15 protein-coding genes are annotated in these 18640 nt (G+C 53.6%); 9 read left to right on the top strand and 6 right to left on the bottom strand.

Features of this window, described 5'->3' with window-relative positions:
• Positions 1 to 333: 333 nt before the first annotated feature.
• On the top strand, positions 334 to 2097 hold the full coding sequence (locus tag VV869_RS01765; protein ID WP_337733300.1) for a S41 family peptidase: 1764 nt from the start codon (positions 334 to 336) through the stop codon (positions 2095 to 2097).
• A gap of 115 nt (positions 2098 to 2212) precedes the next feature.
• Here VV869_RS01765 and VV869_RS01760 read toward each other — a convergent pair whose 3' ends face one another.
• Both VV869_RS01760 and VV869_RS01755 read right to left on the bottom strand, forming a co-directional pair.
• Positions 2213 to 2770, bottom strand: coding sequence for a mechanosensitive ion channel family protein (locus tag VV869_RS01760; protein ID WP_337733299.1), 558 nt, complete (start codon positions 2768 to 2770; stop codon positions 2213 to 2215).
• The gene (locus tag VV869_RS01755) at positions 2770 to 3705 is read right to left on the bottom strand and encodes a CorA family divalent cation transporter (protein ID WP_337733298.1); all 936 of its coding nucleotides are present in this window, start codon (positions 3703 to 3705) and stop codon (positions 2770 to 2772) included. Before VV869_RS01755 ends, VV869_RS01760 begins: the two co-directional genes overlap by 1 nt.
• A 192-nt stretch (positions 3706 to 3897) precedes the next feature.
• Here VV869_RS01755 and VV869_RS01750 point away from each other — a divergent pair, with 192 nt between their 5' ends.
• The 4 genes from VV869_RS01750 (at position 3898) to tyrS (ending at position 8216) form a co-directional block, all read left to right on the top strand.
• A complete protein-coding gene (locus VV869_RS01750; protein WP_337733297.1) occupies positions 3898 to 5004 on the top strand; it encodes an anhydro-N-acetylmuramic acid kinase in 1107 nt (368 codons plus the stop codon).
• Between the two features lie 32 nt (positions 5005 to 5036).
• Complete coding sequence (murQ, locus tag VV869_RS01745) at positions 5037 to 5969, top strand: N-acetylmuramic acid 6-phosphate etherase (RefSeq protein WP_337733296.1); 933 nt, start codon at positions 5037 to 5039, stop codon at positions 5967 to 5969.
• Between the two features lie 32 nt (positions 5970 to 6001).
• On the top strand, positions 6002 to 6811 hold the full coding sequence (locus VV869_RS01740) for a helix-turn-helix transcriptional regulator (RefSeq protein ID WP_337733295.1): 810 nt from the start codon (positions 6002 to 6004) through the stop codon (positions 6809 to 6811).
• A gap of 97 nt (positions 6812 to 6908) precedes the next feature.
• Positions 6909 to 8216 carry a tyrosine--tRNA ligase gene (gene tyrS, locus VV869_RS01735; RefSeq protein WP_337733294.1) on the top strand — a complete coding sequence of 436 codons (1308 nt, stop codon included), beginning with the start codon at positions 6909 to 6911 and terminating at the stop codon, positions 8214 to 8216.
• A 276-nt stretch (positions 8217 to 8492) separates the two neighbouring features.
• Here the strand turns inward: tyrS and VV869_RS01730 are convergent, their stop codons facing one another.
• The 3 genes from VV869_RS01730 to VV869_RS01720 are packed head-to-tail and all read right to left on the bottom strand — an operon-like array spanning position 8493 to position 12471.
• Positions 8493 to 9545, bottom strand: coding sequence for a response regulator (locus VV869_RS01730; protein ID WP_443147283.1), 1053 nt, complete (start codon positions 9543 to 9545; stop codon positions 8493 to 8495).
• Complete coding sequence (locus VV869_RS01725; RefSeq protein ID WP_337733293.1) at positions 9529 to 11763, bottom strand: PAS domain-containing hybrid sensor histidine kinase/response regulator; 2235 nt, start codon at positions 11761 to 11763, stop codon at positions 9529 to 9531. The genes VV869_RS01730 and VV869_RS01725 overlap by 17 nt, the downstream gene beginning before the upstream one ends.
• 9 nt (positions 11764 to 11772) lie before the next feature.
• A complete protein-coding gene (locus tag VV869_RS01720; protein WP_337733292.1) occupies positions 11773 to 12471 on the bottom strand; it encodes an MHYT domain-containing protein in 699 nt (232 codons plus the stop codon).
• Between the two features lie 298 nt (positions 12472 to 12769).
• Here VV869_RS01720 and VV869_RS01715 point away from each other — a divergent pair, with 298 nt between their 5' ends.
• The 4 genes from VV869_RS01715 to VV869_RS01700 all read left to right on the top strand — a co-directional run bounded on the left by VV869_RS01715 (position 12770) and on the right by VV869_RS01700 (position 17543).
• Positions 12770 to 13258: a hypothetical protein gene (locus tag VV869_RS01715; protein WP_337733291.1), complete on the top strand. Its 489-nt coding sequence runs from the start codon at positions 12770 to 12772 to the stop codon at positions 13256 to 13258.
• Between the two features lie 239 nt (positions 13259 to 13497).
• Positions 13498 to 15705 (top strand): hypothetical protein, encoded by a 2208-nt coding sequence (locus VV869_RS01710; protein WP_337733290.1) that lies wholly within the window; start codon positions 13498 to 13500, stop codon positions 15703 to 15705.
• Between the two features lie 62 nt (positions 15706 to 15767).
• A complete protein-coding gene (locus VV869_RS01705) occupies positions 15768 to 16853 on the top strand; it encodes a hypothetical protein (RefSeq protein ID WP_337733289.1) in 1086 nt (361 codons plus the stop codon).
• A 183-nt stretch (positions 16854 to 17036) separates the two neighbouring features.
• Positions 17037 to 17543 carry a glycine cleavage system protein R gene (locus tag VV869_RS01700; RefSeq protein ID WP_337733288.1) on the top strand — a complete coding sequence of 169 codons (507 nt, stop codon included), beginning with the start codon at positions 17037 to 17039 and terminating at the stop codon, positions 17541 to 17543.
• Between the two features lie 61 nt (positions 17544 to 17604).
• Here the strand turns inward: VV869_RS01700 and lpxM are convergent, their stop codons facing one another.
• Positions 17605 to 18543 (bottom strand): lauroyl-Kdo(2)-lipid IV(A) myristoyltransferase, encoded by a 939-nt coding sequence (gene lpxM, locus VV869_RS01695; protein ID WP_337733287.1) that lies wholly within the window; start codon positions 18541 to 18543, stop codon positions 17605 to 17607.
• Positions 18544 to 18640 lie beyond the last annotated feature (97 nt).

The following is an 18640-nucleotide window of genomic DNA, read 5'->3' as shown; positions in this document are numbered from 1 at the left end:
TCGGTGAGATTTGACTTGATTGATCACTCGGGTGGCAGTGTGACCAAGCGAGTGATTCACCCATCCTGGGCGGGATGGCGTGAGTCATGCGAGCCTTTTTCAGGAATGCTCGCCATTAAACCGGGGCTTTGGGTATAGCCTCTGGCCCGGTTTCTCCCCAAGAAAATACCGTGACTGAATAGTCAGTGGAAAAAGTCAATGAGGCGAGTATCCTATTGATTTTTACGTGACTTGTATCGCTGTATGGCCGCGCCGGGCCCGTTATTTTATCCGTTTTTTCAGGCGTTGCCTCTGTGTCTGTCAGTTATCCGAGGCGTTAGGAAAAGGAATCCAATGAAAATCAACTTGCTCAGCATCGGGATGCTGATCTCTTTATCGGTATCGCTGGTCGGTTGTCAGACGACTGCGACGTCTACTTCGCCCGTTGCCACTTCGTCTCTGTTGACAGCCGCCGAGCCACTCTCTGCGTCTGATGCTGCCGCCCGGCGGATCGAACAGGCGAAACTGGAGCCAAATATTGTCAGCACGCTTATAAGACGGGTGCATACGCGTTTTTACCACAGCCACTTGAATCAGTCGCTCTCTGACGCTGAGCGTGAACGGAATACTTTCAATAGTATCATCGCAACAGAAATCACCGGGAAATGTTTGTTCACGCCCGATGAAGTGCAAGTGCTACGGGATCAGACCCAGTCGGCGATGATCACTGAAGCAAGTCAGGGGGTGTTCGATCGCGCCAATGTGCTGTTGACCCACATCGATGCACGCCATCAGGAGAAACTGGATTATCAGAAGCATTTATTGGAGCCAAACAGTAACCTAACCACGGATGCATCCGCAGTGCTTGTCACCTGCTGGCAGCGCCAGGTTGAGGCAGACAAGCAGTGGCTCGTCCGGATGGGATACCCTGTTGAAGACGCAACGGTTTTTCTTAAGCATCAATATGCGTCCAACCGTGAGTCGCTGCGCGCGCAGTCATTGCGACAGCGTGCTGAACGCTGGTCCACTGCTTATGCAAAAGGTTACGGACAATCCAACGGTTACCTGCCAAACGATCGGGGGACCGGCTTGATCGACGGTGAGGAAGGGATTGGCGTGATGCTGGCGCCACACAATTATGGCGCGGAAGTGGTCGGCGGTTCGGCCTTTGCTGTGAATCCCGATTTCAACACCGGTGATATCATTGTCGCTTATGCGGATGAGCAACAGGCGATGGTCCCGTTGCTCCATACGTCGCTGGACAGAATCAACACCCTCGTTCGCGGTCAGCCCGGAACGCACTTGAAACTGTGGGTTTATGTGCCTGAAAGCGGCACATTTAGGACGGTTCAGGCGACTCGGGGGAAAGCGGCGAGAATGCCGGGGATCTCGTATACCCTGGCGGCCGACAACCAAGTGGCGCTGGTACGTCTGTCGAGCATCACGGTGGGCGTCTCGGATGCGCTGGCAACCATACTCCGAACATTACAGCAACAGGGCACGGACACTTTAGTGCTGGACTTATGCGGCAACGGCGGCGGGGTGCTGTCTGAACTGAGCAAGATCTTGGGACAGTTCGGCATTAATGGTAACGCCTTTATCGTCCGTAGCGTGGATAAAATTAGTGTTCAGCAGGCTGAAGTTGCAAGTCAGCCCTATACCGGAAACGTGGTTGTCCTGGTCAACCGTGAGACGGCATCCGGCGCGGAGCTGATTGCTGCAACGCTGCAAGATTACGGCGGCGCTTTAATTGTTGGCGAAATGACCTATGGTGCGGGCACCGTGCAGCAGCACCGCTCCCTCGACTTAATCTATGACCTGTTCACTGATAAGCTCGGATATGTCAGTTATACCATTGCGATGCTGCATCGTGTAGATGGTACCCAGCTCCACCACAGGGGCGTGACGCCGGATATCATGATTCCGCAGAGAGGGACGCGAGAGTTGCAAGCAAATGCACTGGGCATTAAGGACATTGAGACCGACTGGCGTCCGCGTCAGCAACAGGCTGGCCATATCGCGAGACTGAAAAAACATTACGGTGACTTGTCACAATCTCAGTATTCTGAGTCTGAAACGACGGCCCTCGCTATCGAGATCGCCCTTGATCAAGGCTAAGAGGGGAAACAGAAGCGAGCCTGCGGCTGCACGGCGGGCTCGCTTCCTGTAAATAGACCGGGACTGATCCATATCGGCATCAACAAGACGGGCTGTGACCAGCAATCCCGGCAGGTTACGATTTCTGCTCGGCCAGTGCTTCTTCCGGCTTTGGTTTTTTCTCCGCCAGGATTTTGATCACGCCTTTTTGCAGGATCAGGTTGTTCGGGTAGGTGATGATATTGCCGCTCTCGTGACGGAGGATCACGTGGAACATGGTAATTTCAATGATCACGCCGCTGATATCTTCATCCTTGTCCGACACTTTGACCTTGTCGCCGATACGGTAGGGAAACACAAAGAAAATCAGCACGCTGGCCGTAAGATTGCTGAGAATCGACCACTGCGCGAACAGGGCAACCCCCAAGACCGCGAAAATCGAGGACAGGAACAGGGAAATATCCCCGAAGCCTAAATCGAGAATAATGGTAAAAATCGCGATAAACATCAGGAACGCCGACGCATTGAAACACTTCAGCACAAACTGGGTGCGCTTGAGTGTCACGCGCTTGTTTTCAGCCAGCGTTTCGATCCACTTTCGGCCAATGCGCCGGATGGCGACATAAGCCAGAATTAACAACAGCCCCAGGGCCATCTGTTTGACGAGCATGTTGGATTGAAGAAACTCAATCATCAAATAAACCTTAATTTTTTCAGAATAATCACTTCAAGGGCCACCACAATCAGGAGGCCGATACAGAACACCGTAAATGCGACCGGGTTTTCAACGCCGGGGATCCCGCCGATGTTCACGCCGAGTAGTCCCGTAAAGAAACCGGCAGGCAGGAAAATACCTGCAATCACCGAAAACAGATAGGTATTTCTGTTCATCATCTCGGCCTGCTGCTGATTAATGTTCGCGAGGTAGAGGTTGATTTGGTCGATGTAGAACTCAATCGATTCATTGAGCCGCGCGATGGTGTCGAGGCAGTTCTTAAAATGGTTTTTCTGCGCGCTTAGCGCCGGGATATCCGCATGCAGCAGATCATCAAACACGTAGCGTTGCGGCTTGAGGTAACGTCGAAGCCGAAGCAGCCGGGAATGCAGAGCATGCAGGGCTTTGACATCGACTTGGCTGTCGATATCCAAATCATTAATCCGCGTTTCCACCGGGGCCAGGAAATCAGAGATAATGCCGCTGATCCCGTTTGAAATGTCTACCAACAAGGACGGCAGGCTGTCCGGGCCGGCACCAGCTTCAAGCTGTTTGACCAAATTGGACACCGCGCGCGAGGACAGTTTACGGGTGGAAATCAGTGCGCCCTTGTACCAGAGGATGCGCAGGCTCAGCATGTCATCCGGCGCCGAGCCTTCATTGAGGTTGATACAGCGCAAGATCATCAAAAAACAGTCGTGGTTGAACTGTTCAAACCGGGGCCGGGTATCATCCGTGAGCAGGGAGTCAATAATCGCTTCCGGCAGGGCTTGTGCTTCCAGCCAGTCCCGTAAACCGGCGGCGTCGCGTTGACAGTGGTACCAGTGACCCGAACGAATTTCCCGGACTTCCGGCGGGTTTGGTTGCGCCGTGCCCGTGGTGAAATCCCAACTGGAAATCATAAAGCCATCCATGCGGTATCTCCTTATGCAAGTGAATGTGTTATTAACCATCCAAAGCGCGCGTCTTGCAACGTTTTTCGGCCGTGTATTTGGATGGTCATCATTCAATTCCCCGGCCACTCTGGGGTACTATGCCTACTGGATGTGCGACGGCAATTTTGCCCACGTGGCACAACAACATGGGAACGGACGGCAGGAGGAATCATGGAGCAGGAGCTTTATATCGGTGTGATGTCAGGCACCAGTATGGATGGGGTCGATACCGCGCTGGTCGCGATTGAAGGGGAGCGCATTGCGTTGCTGGCCAGTGACGATTTTCCGATGCCGTCTGCGTTGAAACAGCAAATGTTGGACATTTGTCTCGGCCAGCAAACCAGCCTGGTTGATATTGGCCGGTTGGATCATCTGTTGGGCCATCTGTTCGCTGATGCCGTGAATGCCTTGCTGGCGAAATCCGGCTACCAGCCTTCCCAAATCCGGGCGATTGGCAACCACGGCCAGACGGTGTTTCATCAGCCGACCGGTGACACGCCGTTTACCATGCAGCTCGGCGATGCCAATATCATTGCCGCCAAAACCGGGATTGATACCGTGGCTGATTTTCGGCGCAAAGACATGGCGCTGGGCGGTCAGGGCGCGCCGCTGGTGCCTGCGTTTCACAAAACGATTTTTCACTCCACCGACTCGAGTGTGGTGGTGCTCAACATCGGCGGGATTGCCAATATCTCGGTGATCTGCCCTGATGCGCCGGTGCTGGGATACGATACCGGTCCCGGCAATATGCTGATGGATGCCTGGTGTTATGAGCATACCGGCGAGAAATTTGATCGGGACGCAGCCTTTGCCCGTCAGGGCGAGGTGAACCCGCCACTGCTGGCCAAACTGATGCAAGAGCCGTATTTTGAGCTGTCGCCACCGAAAAGCACCGGCCGGGAGCTGTTTAACTTGCCCTGGCTGATGGCGCAGTTAGCAGACATGCATGTGTCGGCGGCTGATGTCCAGCGCACTTTGTGTGAATTTACCGCGCTCACCATTGCCAATGAGGTGCGCCGTCATCAGACCGGCCCGCAACCGGAGCTGCTGGTCTGCGGCGGCGGGGCACGCAATCCGCTGCTGATGGCACGGTTGGCCCAGCTGTTGGACGACTGGCAGGTCGCCCCGACCAGTACCAAAGGCGTGGACCATGATTACATGGAAGCGATGGCGTTTGCCTGGCTGGCACAGCGCCGGCTTCATCATTTACCCAGCAATTTACCCGAGGTGACCGGTGCCAGTCGACTGGCCTCTCTGGGTGTTGTTTATTATGCGTAGTCGTTTTGAGGCGACGGAGAGAAAGGACTGATATGACTCACGATACATTGCTCGCCGATCTTGCCAAACTGGTGTCTGAAGGGCGCAATCCGGACACCATGGATATTGATCTGCTGCCTGCGCTGGAAATCGTCAAGCGGATGAATCAGCAAGATCAGCAAGTGCCGCTGGCGGTTGAAAAAGTGCTGCCGGAGATTGCGCAGGCGGTCGATCAAATCACCGCAGCGTTTGAGCGGGGCGGGCGACTGGTCTATATGGGCGCGGGTACCAGTGGCCGGTTGGGCGTGCTGGATGCCTCGGAGTGCCCGCCGACGTTCGGGGTGTCGGATCAAATGGTCCTCGGCCTGATTGCCGGTGGACCGGAAGCGATCCTCAAAGCCAAGGAAGGGGCGGAAGACTCGCTGGCGCTGGGCGTCGCCGATCTGAAAAGCATTCAGTTCAGCGCGCAGGATGTGCTGGTCGGCATTGCAGCCAGCGGGCGGACCCCTTATGTGATCGGCGGGCTGAAATATGCCAATGAAATCGGTGCAACCACGGTGTCGCTGTCGTGCAACCCGGACTCCGCGATTGCTGAGATCGCGCAGATCGCTATCAGCCCGGTGGTCGGCCCGGAAGCCCTGACCGGCTCGACCCGGCTCAAGTCCGGCACCGCGCAGAAGCTGGTGCTCAATATGCTGACCACGGCCAGTATGATCCGTCTGGGCAAAAGCTATCAAAACCTGATGGTGGATGTGAAAGCAACCAATGAGAAGCTGGTGGCCCGTGCGGTGCGGATTGTGATGCAGGCGACCGACTGTGATCAGGCGCTGGCGGCCGCGACGCTGGCGCAAACGGCAAATGATGTGAAGCTGGCGATTTTGATGATCCTGACCGGGTTGGATCGGGATGCTGCCCGGCAGCAACTGGCGCAGCAGCAAGGCTTTTTGCGTCGTGCAGTGGAAGCACAGGCAGCGGATGAAGATTAAAGCCCGCACAGGCGGTGGAGGCTTGTTGTTTGATGCTGAAACCCGCTGAAACCTCATCCCCGGCCTTGGATGCGACGGCCGGAGCCATTGCGGCGCTGCGCACGCCGCAGTTTACGGCGCAGTTTGTCTCCCTGCTGTCGCAGCTGATTGATTTCGACTGTGTCGTGATCCTCGGCTACCGGCAGGGCAAACATTCCATTTATCTCTATGATTCGATTCAGCGTCGTCGGGAGTTACTGTTTCAACGTTACCTGACAGAGTCATTTTTGCAGGACCCGTTTTATCTGGCGCTGAACCAAGGCGCCGAAGAGGGGGTCTACAGCCTGAGCGAGGTTTCCCGGCGGATCAGACAGTCGCCGGATTACCGGCAGCAGTTTTATGATCAAACCGGTTGGGAAGATGAAGTCGGCCTCTCGGTCCAGTTGGATCCGACACGCTGGATTGTGGTCTATCTGGGCTATCTTGATCAGCCACTGCGCGCGGCATCGCCAACGCAGCTTGCCGTGTTGAAACAGCACTATGGTGTGCTGCGGGCGTTGTGTGTGCAGCACTGGCAACCGGCTGATTTCAGTCTGGCCCAGCCGCCGGGCGAGCGGGCGGTGATGCGCCTTGCCGTCGATCAGGCGCTTGCCAGCTTCGGCCAGTCGTTGCTGACGGCGCGAGAGCAACAGGTGACGGCGCTGCTGGTCCAGGGGCTGGATTCGCGGGAAATTGCCGAGGCGCTGGACATTGGGATCGGCACGGTCAAGAACCACCGCAAGCGGATTTATGCCCAGCTTAAGGTCTCCTCCCTCAGCGAACTGTTTCAATTGTTCCTCAATCACCTGATTGCGGCGACCTGATCGGCAACCAAGTCGCCGATCTGTCCCTTTAGGGATATCGTCCTGGCCGCTGCCCTTCTTTACGCTTGCTGATTCATCCATGAAGAGCAAGCTATCCATGACTTCTGAACTACTCCAAGACCTGAACCGCCGGGGCCTGATCGCCCAGAGCACCCATCCGGAAATACTGGCCGAGACGTTGCAATCGCCTCAGGTGGTGTATTGCGGCTTTGACCCGACGGCGGGCAGCTTGCATATCGGTCATCTGGTGCCGTTGCTAATGCTCAAGCGTTTTCAGGATGCGGGGCACCGGGCCATCGCCCTCGTGGGTGGGGCTACCGGGATGATTGGCGATCCGAGCTTCAAAGCTGCGGAGCGAAGCCTGAACGAAAGTGCGACCGTGGCGCAATGGGTGGCGGATTTGAGCGGGCAAATCGAGCGGCTGATGACGCCGCATCTGAATACGCCGCTGACCCTGGTAAATAACGCCGACTGGCTAGGGCCGTTGGATGTGATCACCTTTTTCCGCGAGGTCGGCAAGCACTTTTCGGTCAATGCGATGGTGAACAAGGAGTCGGTCAGGCAGCGACTGGCGCGCCCGGATCAGGGGATCTCATTTACCGAGTTCAGCTACAGTCTGCTGCAATCCTATGACTTTTCGCAGTTGAATCAGCGTCTTGGTTGCCGTTTGCAAATCGGCGGCAATGATCAGTGGGGCAATATTGTCAGCGGGATTGATCTGACCCGGCGACTGAACCAAACGCAGGTGTTCGGCCTGACGTTGCCGCTGATCACCAAATCAGACGGGACCAAATTCGGGAAAACGGAAAGTGGCGCGATTTGGCTGGATGCCGAGAAGACCTCGCCGTATGCCTTCTACCAGTTCTGGCTCAATACGGCCGATGCCGATGTGTACCGTTTCCTGCATTACTACACCTTTCTTTCGTGTGCGCAGATAGAGGCCATTGAAACGGCCGATCGCGCCGGGGGCGGAAAACCGCAGGCCCAGCGGGTGCTGGCAGAGGCGCTGACCCGCTTTGTCCATGGCGAAGCCGGGCTGGTGAGTGCGCAGCGGATCACCCGAGCGCTGTTTGGCGGTGAGGGCCACACCTGCGGTCATATTCAGGCGCTGACACTGGCAGAGCTGGACCAACTGGCGCTGGACGGATTGCCGTGTACGGCGATCAAAATAGATCAGGACACGCCGCTGGATGTGCCGCAGCTGCTGATGACAGCGGAGCTGGCCAGTTCCAAGCGCGTGGCCAGAGAGCTGATCACCAGCGGGGCTGTGCGAATCAATGGCGAGCGGATTGCCGATGAGGTGGTCTCACCGGGTCTGGCGCTGTTTGAACGCGACCTGGTGTTGCTGCGGGGGAAAAAGCAGTTTCACCTGTTTCGGATCCAGGGTCCGTGTAATCAAGTGTAATGTACATTTACGCGCAAAAATAAGAATTTATGTCATGTAGCTGTGCCGCGTGATTCACGGGCATGCTTCCGTGAGTGCGATGAATTGAGCATGTTTATCCCTCACGCGTTGTACCGCCGGGATTGTTGCTGAGGGTGGCAGCAATCCCGGCAACTATTCAGACAACCCTGTTGTGACAGGCGCTGCAACCCTGTGTGTTGTAACACGGTACTTCGCAGCACTTTTTTCTGTTCCAGCTACCCATTCGACATGGAATGGGTGGCTGTTTTTTTAGGGTTAGGTCGCTGGGATGGGCGCAGTGTTGGCTGGCGATGCTGGTGTGAGTTCGGTGTCGTCGGCAGGCTCCGGCCAGTGGCTGCGGGTTTCCAGGATCTCCGGCAGGCATTTGAAAAACGCATCGACCATCGCCGGGTCAAAATGGCTGCCGGCTTCGCTGCGGATCAGGTCGGTCGCCTTGTCGATCGGCCAGGCCGGTTTGTAGGGACGGGCGCTGGTAAGGGCATCGAAGACGTCGGCAATCGCAACAATCCGGGCAGAGACGGGGATCGCTTCGCCTTTGAGACCGGCGGGATAGCCACTTCCGTCCCATTTCTCATGGTGGTACAGGGCGATGTCCCGGGCCATGCGCATGAGCGGGGAGTCATCTTCACCGATGATCTCTGCGCCAATCTCGGCATGACGGCGCATGACGGCCCACTCTTCCGGATCCAGTTTACCCGGTTTTTGCAAAATCATATCCGGGATCCCGATCTTGCCGATGTCGTGCATGGGGGCTGCGTGGAGTAAATTTTCGGTCTGGTATTCGCTGAATCCGGCTGCCCGGGCAATGATCTGGGCATAGCGGCTCATCCGGATCACATGCAGGCCGGTTTCATTGTCTTTGTATTCCGCGGCGCGGCCGAGCCGCTGCACGACGGAAAGCCGGGTGGATTTGAGCTCTTCCATCCGTACCAGAGACAGGTGATTTTTGACCCGAGCCTGGACAACCGAGGGACTGATCGGTTTGGTGATATAGTCCACGGCACCCAGCTCAAACCCCTGAGCTTCCTCATTTTCTCCCGATAGGGCCGTGACGAAAATCACCGGGATATGACGGGTCGCGTCGTCGCGCTTGAGCGTTTCACACACCTGATAACCGGACATGCCCGGCATCATCACGTCCAGCAGGATTAAATCCGGGGTTTCGCGCCGGGCCAGCGCCAGGGCGCGCTCGCCGTCTTTGGCAAACAGCAACCGGTAGGAAGTCGCCAGAATATTTTTCAGAACCTGCAAGTTGGTTGGTTCGTCGTCCACCAACAGCAGGGTTTTCTTGTCATTCAACATCGTCATGGCAGGCTAAACTGTGCTTTTTATAGGTGATTAATAGATCTGCCGCGCGTTCCGGTTCGAAATCGTGGAGCGCTTCCGCAACGTTGTCGGCCACGTCAGCGGGAAATTGCATTTTCAGCCCGGCAAATGTTTCTTCCGGAATCTCCCCTTTCTGGAGCAGGCTGATCAAGGTATTCAATTGCTCGATATCTAAAGGTTCAACTGGCGCATGAGTCGCCTCCGCCGGCTCCGACGTGGGTGTTTGTTCTTCCAGCAGTTCGGTGATTTCAGTCAAAGACTGTTGGTACATCTCGAGCAGAAATGGAATCTCCGCGACATCTTCCTGTTTGAGCAGCGCTTCGATACTCCCGGCACAACGGGCCAGTTGCGGCAGGCACAAGTTCCCGGCAACGCCTTTCAACCGGTGGGCCGGTGCAATGGCTGCTTGCGGGCTCTGCGCGAATGCCGGTGTCAGGCGGTCTTCCGCCCCTTCGCTGTCCATAAAGCGGCGAATGGCTTTCAGGTGTTTCTGGGTGCTGCCCCACAGGGTTCGGCCCATTTCATAGTCGATCGGAAGCTGCAAATCATTCTTGCGCAGCTCTGGATACATATGCTGACTGGCGGCTTGGCGGCCAAGGACCCGGGCGATTTCTCCCGTCAGCTCGATCACGCTGATCGGTTTGCAGGTAAAGCCATCCATACCGGCCGCTTCGGCCTGGCGCTTATCCTGCTCCATCACACTGGCCGTCAGGGCAATCACCGGGGTCGGGGACAGCCCTTGCTGGGTTTCATAGCGCCGGATGGCCTGGCAAGCTTCATGGCCGTTCATGTCGGGCATTTGCACATCCATCAGCACCAGATCGAACGGTTGCCGACTGAAGTGCTCAACCGCTTGCCGGCCGTTGCTTGCGGTGACCAGGGTATGGCCGCGGGACTCCAGCATCGCGGTCAGTAGTTCGAGGTTTTGCGGTACATCATCGGCCACCAGAATATGCAGGGGCGGCAGGCGTATTTCTTCATCACCGTAGATATTGCCTTCCACCGGTTTGCCGGTGTTCAGTGGCAGGGTGACCCGGAAGGTCGTGCCTTCGCCCACGGTGCTGGTGACACTGATGTTACCGCCCATCAGTTCGACCAACTGACGGGAGATGGTGGTGCCCAGTCCAGTGCCGCCGAACCGGCGGGTCATACTTGAGTCGGCTTGCGAGAAGGGCGCGAAAATTTTCTCTAACCGATCGGTAGAGATGCCGATACCGCTGTCTTCGACGTCAATAATCACGCCTTTGCCGCTGGTTGCCTGGCGAACCCACAAGGTGACATGGCCGCGTTCGGTGAACTTCACTGCATTGCTGAGCAGATTGAGGATCACCTGCTGGATCCGCAGCGGGTCTCCGCGGAAAAATTCATTGAGTTGCGGCGCGTAGTTGAGCGATAGTCGCAGCCCTTTTTTGCGTGCCGCCAGCGATAATGTGGCGATGACCTGATCGCAAACCTGATGCAGGGAAAAATCACGCATTTCCAGTTCGGTCGAGCCGCTTTCCAACTTCGCCGAGTCGAGAATATCGTTGAGCAGTGCCAGTAAGGATTTTGCCGAAGAGCGGACGATCCCCAGGTTCTTTTTTTGCAGCTCGTTGAGTGGGGTGTTCATCAGCAGCTCGGTAAAACCGAGAATCGCATTCATTGGGGTGCGGATTTCATGGCTCATATTGGCCAGAAAAGTGCTTTTGACCTGAGCCGCTTCAATGGCCTGCTCTTTGGCATGGTGCAGATCGGCTTCCATTTTTTTCCGCGCGGTGATGTCGGTGACAAAGCCGACAAACTGGCGGGTGCCCTTGATCCTGGACTCGCCCACGGCCAGGCGAATCTCAATCGTCCGGCCGTCTTTGCGTCGTGCGGTCACTTCCCGGCCCGATCCGATGATTTTCTTGTTTCCTGTGGTGAGGTAGTTCATCAGGTAGCCGTCATGGGCGCTGCGGTAGGGCTCCGGCATCAGGGTGCTGATATTTTTTCCGGCCACTTCAGCTTCGGTGTAGCCAAAAATACGCTCGGCAGAGGCGTTGAACGAGAGGATCTCTCCCTGCGCTGAAATTTTGATGATGCCGTCGACTGCCGTGTCGAACATCGCCTTGAGCTCTGCTGCGGTTTCCTCCGTTTTTCTCAGCAGCGCCCGGTAGCGGACCAGGGCGTTGAGCGCAGCAACCGTCAGGCTGAGCAGAATGGTAACTACTGCAATCGCCACAGCCAGGGCTTAGTGCTTCTGGCTGTGCGGATCAAAGTCCGGCTCCATCTGCCCGACAAACCGGGTGGCTTCCATGGCGGTATAGTGCATGCCGGCAATCGCCAGGCCCATCACTAAACTGGCAAGCAGGCGGATTTGATAGCCGGGCAGCGAGAGTTGTTTTCGCAACCCGAAGCTGATCCACAGCGCCAGGGTCGCCAATCCGGCGGCCACGATAATCGACAGGCAGAAAAAAAACGGCTCATAACGCAGGGCAGGTCCTAAGACCATGGCGGCCATGCCGATATAGTGCATGCTGCCGATCCCCAGTCCGACGATGAGGCCGCAGGCCAGCAGCTTCGGCCAGTTGACCCGGCGTTTGGCCAGCAGGTTCAGGGTGACAAAGGCGGCCAGAAAGCTCGGCAGCATCGACAGCAGGGTAATCCCGGGGTCGTAGGAAACCGTGGTGCAGAGCTCAAAGGCCAGCATGCCGATGAAGTGCATCGTCCAGACCCCGATCCCCAGGGAGGCCGCGCCGGTGAGCAGGTGCATGCGCTGCATCAGCGGGGAAGCTCTTCGTTTGGCCGCAGCAGCCAATGACAAGGCCATAAAGGATGCGCCGATGGCAATACACAGGGACAGCAGGACTAACCACGGGCTGTACTGACCGGTAACCAGCAAAGAAGGGTCCGGCTCATTGATAATGAAATACTGCTGCAGAGAAAACATGGATGTTGACTTTGAGGCTGGCGTGATAATGATGACGGGCATGATACGCGAAACCGGGACAGAACCATAGGAAACGTCATGAACAATTCGGAGCGATTTTACCCGGCCCCGCATTGGGGTTTCAGCGTTGCGATGGCGGGTTTTCTCCGCAACTCAGCGCGACAGAGCGACGGAAAAATGTCAAAGTTTTGACCTCTGTCACTCTATTCAGCGAAAGATTGATAAAACGCATAGCCCTTCGCGCGCTTTGTGCATAATGTCTGTGATGTTCGAATGATTGAAATGAAAGGTTACAAATATGTCTGATGTGCCAGCAACTGTTACACAAGCTGCCGAAGTCGTTCAGCCGGTAGCGGAATCTTCAGGGTCCATTTGGGGCTACGTAGCAGGTGGTGTGTTGCTTCTGGTTCTGGCTGGATTCTACGGGTATAAGAAAATCAATACCCCGGGCTTTATTATTAAGCAGGTCAGAAAAAGAAATATGAAAGAGCTGCAGAAACAAGGGGTCGAGAACTCCGAGTTTGTGCAGGATCTGGATAAGTTGCTCGACTCTGTGCTGACGTTTGCAAACGACAACAAGAAAAAAGGCACGGATGTGGTGAAGCTGCTAAGCCCGCTTAATGATACTGCCCGGATTAAAACCCCGCGCGATATGTATCAGTCCATGATCTATATTGCCAACGAAATCCGCGATGCCGGGCTGGCCCGCGAATTCAAAGGCCGTGCGAAAAATGTGAAAGCAAGCTCTTCGCTGATGAACGGCCTGCTGAAACGCGCCGGGATTTAATACTCAGCGTTCCGGCACTTCATATCTTCTAACCAGTGGAAGCTCCCACTGGTTTTTTTGTCTTCTCCGGCAGCAAAGATCACTCCTGTTCTCATTTTCCACATCATATAGTTCGATACCATGTAATAGGTGCGAAATAGTGCGGTTATATTAACACTTACCAATACATCTGGTTGCGTATTTTGGGATGGTTGAGTAAGTTGTCAGCCTTCTCATATTGGCTGGTTAGGGTTAAGGTTATGAAATATAAAATATTAGCAGTCGCTGTTTCGTCTGTTCTCGGTCTCGTCGGTTGTGGTGGTGGTGACAGCTCCTCAGGAAAAGTCACTCCGGTTATTTCTACAGCAGATTTCGCCGGAACAGTAAATAAAGGGATTCTCTCAAACGCTAAAGTCGAGGTCTGTGACAGTTTTGACACGCAAGGCTGTCATACGAGCGCAGGTTACTATCAACAAACGGTTACGAATGCTAGCGGTAAATATAGTGTTCAGGGCGCTCCACTGGATAAACCTATCTTAGTCGCTGTATCAAAAAAAGATGGCTCGACAACAATGAAGTGCGATGTTGAGCAGTGTGTTGATAACAATGGTATTACGGTTGGATTTGGGCAGAGCTTTGTGGTTAGTGACGGCTGGCAATTGAAAACGATTTTGCCTGCTGCAAATACTGCGACTGACATTGTCAACGTGACGTCTTTGACAGACATTGCCGCGAAACAGGCACTGGAAGATGCGGGAAGCTCGGCCGTAACGACAGAAGGTGCAAATGTTGCAAAAGAAGTCGTTGAGAAATTATTCGGGTTGGAAGGCTCTATTACAGAATTAGGTGCCGTTGACCTGACAGATCCAATGCAAACGGAAAGTGCGTCTCCCGAAGAAATGAATGCCGCTTTATATTCGGCAGCGGTGATGAGTAGTGCAGTTGATACTGAAGCAATGATCCAGAATAATGCGGGAGCTTATCAGATCTCGCCAACTGTATTGAAGATTATTGATGCAGCCGAAAAGTTAGTTAGCCGGGATCAGGGTGAGCCTCTGGTAAAAGTATCATCAGCCAGCCAGAAGAAGTTAGATGATCATAAACACGCTTTAACGCAAGGGGAAGGCAGCTTCAAGGATATTGATAATGACGGGACGCTGGATCCAATCGAGATCGTTCCTCAACCACCGTCAACCGAGGCTGTTCAGGCTGCGAAAGCTTTTATCAATGATGTTCGCACCACTTATATGTCGGTCCAGAATGAGGGCGATCTGAAATCAGGCTTGGAGAATTTTGCTGCTGAGCTCGAGGACGTCGCACCATTAGCTGAATCTGATGCTCAGCAAGTTGTATTTAACGTGCAACAAGCAGTTGAGGCGATTGCTGCATTCTATTTGAATACACCCGATAAAGCGCCGGAAGGCATCCAAGTTAAGACAGAGATAAAGGACGCTGGAACTGAATATACCGCAACGCGCACAGACACCAGTACTGGTTCAGTGACGGTTGTTGCTTTGGTGAAGCAGTTTGAGGAAGGTAATGAAAACACGCCGACGAATATCGACCTTGAAATTACCGGTGTTCGTAGCCAGTATCAAGCGGTTACGCTTGCTGCCAAAGGTATCGCAAAAGTTGTCAATGCAACTTTTACCGATAAAAATTCTGAGACTACCTCAGAGCCAATATGGACGTATGACAGTGAGTTTGCTCTGAAAAGTGATCGGGTCTCTTTGGAACTATCCGATGTATCTTTGGCCGTCACCCGTGAGGGCGCTCAGCCTGCAGAATTCACCGGGCTTGTTTCGTTGAATGTCGAAAACCCAACCTCAACTGGAGCGGAATCTTTAACAGGCAATGAGGGTAATGTATCTGGCAACGAACAACTGAAAGCGCACTTCGCATATGCCAAGATTCAATTTAGCGGGGATATTGCGACGGGCACGGATTCACTGGGAGTCTACCTGAATCTGATTGCCGATAATAAACGCGGTTATCAGCATTCTGAGTGGACTGAGATGTTTCGTTACTGTGATTATTGGTATCCCTTCCACTGTACAGAACAATCTCAAGGAGACCATTCTGCAGAAAGTGCAGATGAGTTTGTTGAGACATATTTTACAGTTGAAGTAAAAACCAATGTCAAAAATGCACTGAATAATGCGATAGCAGCTTCAGTCAAACTTGAGATTGACCGTGCAGAGTTTGATGTTGCAACGGCGAAAGTCACGGTTCATTACAATGATGTCGATACAATTATCGAGTCGCCAGTAGGCCTGTATGATAACCCGCTTAAACCAAGTGTAACCGTTCGAAACACAACAGGTGCTGTGGCAATGCTTAGTAGCATTGAAGAAGAAGTGGCAGGCCTGATTACCATTAATGGTGAAAAAGTCGCATCGATTCAAGAGCTGGACAGTGGTTTAGTTCTGGTCCGTTACCGTAATGGTGACTTTGAAACATTATTCTAATTTATAAGTTAAATAGGGAGGCTTCGGCCTCCCTACTTTTTATTTGAGTTTTCAGTAGTAACATGTTGATTTTTTCTACAGCAGCTTCGCTGAGTTTATTACCATTTTCTGCAGGCACCGGGCAGGGGATAGATGTTTATTTGTCGACAAATGCAATGGCCTATGCGGAGAATAATTCGGCTTACCAGATCATAAAAGGAAAGGAAGGAACCTATCACGGTAGTGAGAGTGCGTTTACTTTTAATGAAGCCGCGCTTGGCACACGGTTTAATCAGGTCTCCTTTTCGTTGATCTCTCGGTACGACTGGTTCCTCGGTTTTTCAAAGGACACGATGGAATTGTATGGGACCACGGTCAATGGAACTTTGATCCAACCGGATAAACGCTATGATTTGTACCTGAAGACTAATCATATTAAAAGTGATGGTTTTCGGTTGGGATATCAGTATGACTTTCGTCAGTCCATTAAATTTTACGGGGCTGCGTCATATCTGAAGGCTAAGGAACTGATGGTTGGAGAGACCAGTGGTTGGGCGTCACTCACAGGAAATTGCGGGGATGACTTCGAATGTTATTCCGGAGAAGTAAACCTTTCCTATACCTACACAGAAGATAAGCTTTTCGATCGTGTCACCGACGCCCCCCAAAGTGAGTATGGGTATAGTTTTGATGTTGGTGCTGACTGGCAGATATCAAAACACTGGTTGGCCTCCGTCTATGTGCAGGATGTCTTCAGTGAGATCTTATGGCATGAGTCACCGTTTACTGATGCCAAAGCAACGACGGCAACAAGTCAAATCGAAGATGGCAAGATAAAGATTAATCCCGTGATTACGGGCCATGAAGGGAATCGGGACTTTAAGCAGAAATTACCGATTAAATACAATGCGTTGATAGGTTATTCGTTTGACGGACACGCAACTTATATGCGTGGGTTTCGGGCCTATGATACAACGTTGCTCCAATTCGGCTATCAGTATCAAAGTGGGGCTGCTCAGTATCGGGTCAAAGTATACCCTGAGCTATGGGCCTTAGGGCTTGAATATCAAGGGTCTATGTTTAATGTGGCTGTCACGAGCGACTCCTTTGATTATCAGAAATCCGCTTTGCTTGAAATTAAGCTCGGGTTATCTATCCCTATCTATTGAACATGCCAGCCAATTAACCGCCGATTGAACCTGATTTTTTATAGGGGGCAAATCTGAACATGAAGATCGTCACGGCAGGGGAGCGCTTGGCTTGCTAGGCTCAAAGAAGCCTGGTTGAGTGTCGAATCAAATTTGCCGTGGCGGCCGGGTTTGGCGGCGTGTCGTAGTAAGAGGGGATGGCGTATGAATGTTCAGTTAACGATTACCATTGCGGGTCCGGATCGTCCTCAGTTGATCAATCAACTGGCAGCGCATAGTCACGAGCTGGGCGGGAAATGGCTGGTCAGTAAAATTCACCGGCTGGATAACCAAATCGTGGGATTAATTAAAGTCGATATTCCGGAAGCGTCGGTGGCAGCGCTGAAACAGGAGTTTAACCGGTACCCTGAGCTGCAACCCAGAGTGTTGGAGATCCCGCAGCCGGCGACATCGGCTGATTTGGTCTCGCATAAGCTGAAGATCGAGGCGGATGATCGCGCAGGGATTGTCAGCGATATCACGCATATTCTGGATGATCTCGGGGCGGAGATTATTCATATTGAAAACCACCGGGTCGGTTTGCCGGAGCTCGGCAGAACCTTGTTTTTTGCCGAGTTAGAGATCGAGGCGCCCCGCGAATTGAACCTTGAGCAAATGCAGGAAGCGCTTCAGCAGGCAGAAGAGCAGATGCGAGTGCATATTATCAGCTAGTTTGCGGGTTCAGTTTGCGAATAAAAGGCTCACATCGGTGAGCCTTTCGTTTGAGCAATGATCAGTACCGTTTGCTGCCGTCCGGCAGCGTGCGAAGAATGCTCATAATCCACATATATTGTTCAGGTTGCTTGCGGATCATGTCTTCAAGCACCTGGTTCATCGCACAGGCATCGGTGTATTCATCGCCTGACGGGAAGTCGGTCATCGGCGGCTGAATGTTAATTTCGAACCGGCCTGTTTCCATATTAAAGGCTGGAAACACCGGCAGCACAGCGGCGTTGGACAGCTTGGCCAGTTTCCCGACGCCTTTGACGGTCGCCTTTTCATGGCCGAAGAAGGGGGCGAAGACACTCTGTTTGACCCCATGATCTTCATCCGGCAGGTAATAGGCCAGGTAGCCTTCCTTGATCGATTTCAGGTAGGGTTTGATGCCTTGGCTGCGCTGGTAAATTCGACCACCAAAAATTTTACGTTGGCGGTTCATCAACCATTCGGCAATCGGGTTTTGCTGCGGACGGACCATGGCAACCATCGGCATCTCTTTAGCCGCAAAATACAGCGCCGTGAAATCAATGGCCCAGTTGTGGGGGACCAGCATGATGATGTTCTTGTTTTGCTCCCGCAGAGCCTGAAGGTGGTGCTCACCGGTCACGTCGTGTTGGTTCAGGATAAATCGACGTCCTTTGATAAAAGGTTGGGCAAACCCAAGCAATACGGTCCCTGCCGTTGCATAGGAGCGCTCCAGCAGGGCGAGTTGCTCTTGCGCGGAAAGCTCGGGGAAACACAGCTCGATATTCATCAGGGCCCGGCGTTTGGCACCATTGTTTTTACTGACGAAATACTTGGCAAGCCGGGTCGCAAGCGCAGCCCGGGCGCGATGGGGGAGCATGGCCAGCAGGATGGCGACCGGCAGCCCAAGCCAGGTCGGCCAGTATCTAGGATGAAGAAACGATGCATTAAAAACGGGGCTGTACTCGTTGTACTGTTGCTTGCTCATGCTGATTTATTCAACGGTGTTTCAGAAACCGGAACGCACGGTGCCCTGATTTGACTGGGTCGGTTGGGGAGCACGGGAGTTGGTTGAGTGGGTGCGG

The sequence above is a fragment of the Photobacterium sp. MCCC 1A19761 genome (genome assembly GCF_037389125.1).
Classification (GTDB): domain Bacteria; phylum Pseudomonadota; class Gammaproteobacteria; order Enterobacterales; family Vibrionaceae; genus Photobacterium.
This window is presented reverse-complemented; position numbering and strand designations above follow the sequence as displayed.

Coding starts and splice junctions, on each gene's coding strand:
- VV869_RS01750 (WP_337733297.1), top strand. CDS start 3,898: ATGGAGCAGGAGCTTTATATCGGTGTGATGTCAGGCACCAGTATGGAT.
- VV869_RS01705 (WP_337733289.1), top strand. CDS start 15,768: ATGTTGATTTTTTCTACAGCAGCTTCGCTGAGTTTATTACCATTTTCT.
- VV869_RS01740 (WP_337733295.1), top strand. CDS start 6,002: ATGCTGAAACCCGCTGAAACCTCATCCCCGGCCTTGGATGCGACGGCC.
- VV869_RS01760 (WP_337733299.1), bottom strand. CDS start 2,770: ATGATTGAGTTTCTTCAATCCAACATGCTCGTCAAACAGATGGCCCTG.
- VV869_RS01755 (WP_337733298.1), bottom strand. CDS start 3,705: ATGGATGGCTTTATGATTTCCAGTTGGGATTTCACCACGGGCACGGCG.
- VV869_RS01730 (WP_443147283.1), bottom strand. CDS start 9,545: ATGACGATGTTGAATGACAAGAAAACCCTGCTGTTGGTGGACGACGAA.
- VV869_RS01715 (WP_337733291.1), top strand. CDS start 12,770: ATGTCTGATGTGCCAGCAACTGTTACACAAGCTGCCGAAGTCGTTCAG.
- murQ (WP_337733296.1), top strand. CDS start 5,037: ATGACTCACGATACATTGCTCGCCGATCTTGCCAAACTGGTGTCTGAA.
- VV869_RS01700 (WP_337733288.1), top strand. CDS start 17,037: ATGAATGTTCAGTTAACGATTACCATTGCGGGTCCGGATCGTCCTCAG.
- VV869_RS01710 (WP_337733290.1), top strand. CDS start 13,498: ATGAAATATAAAATATTAGCAGTCGCTGTTTCGTCTGTTCTCGGTCTC.
- tyrS (WP_337733294.1), top strand. CDS start 6,909: ATGACTTCTGAACTACTCCAAGACCTGAACCGCCGGGGCCTGATCGCC.
- VV869_RS01720 (WP_337733292.1), bottom strand. CDS start 12,471: ATGTTTTCTCTGCAGCAGTATTTCATTATCAATGAGCCGGACCCTTCT.
- lpxM (WP_337733287.1), bottom strand. CDS start 18,543: ATGAGCAAGCAACAGTACAACGAGTACAGCCCCGTTTTTAATGCATCG.
- VV869_RS01765 (WP_337733300.1), top strand. CDS start 334: ATGAAAATCAACTTGCTCAGCATCGGGATGCTGATCTCTTTATCGGTA.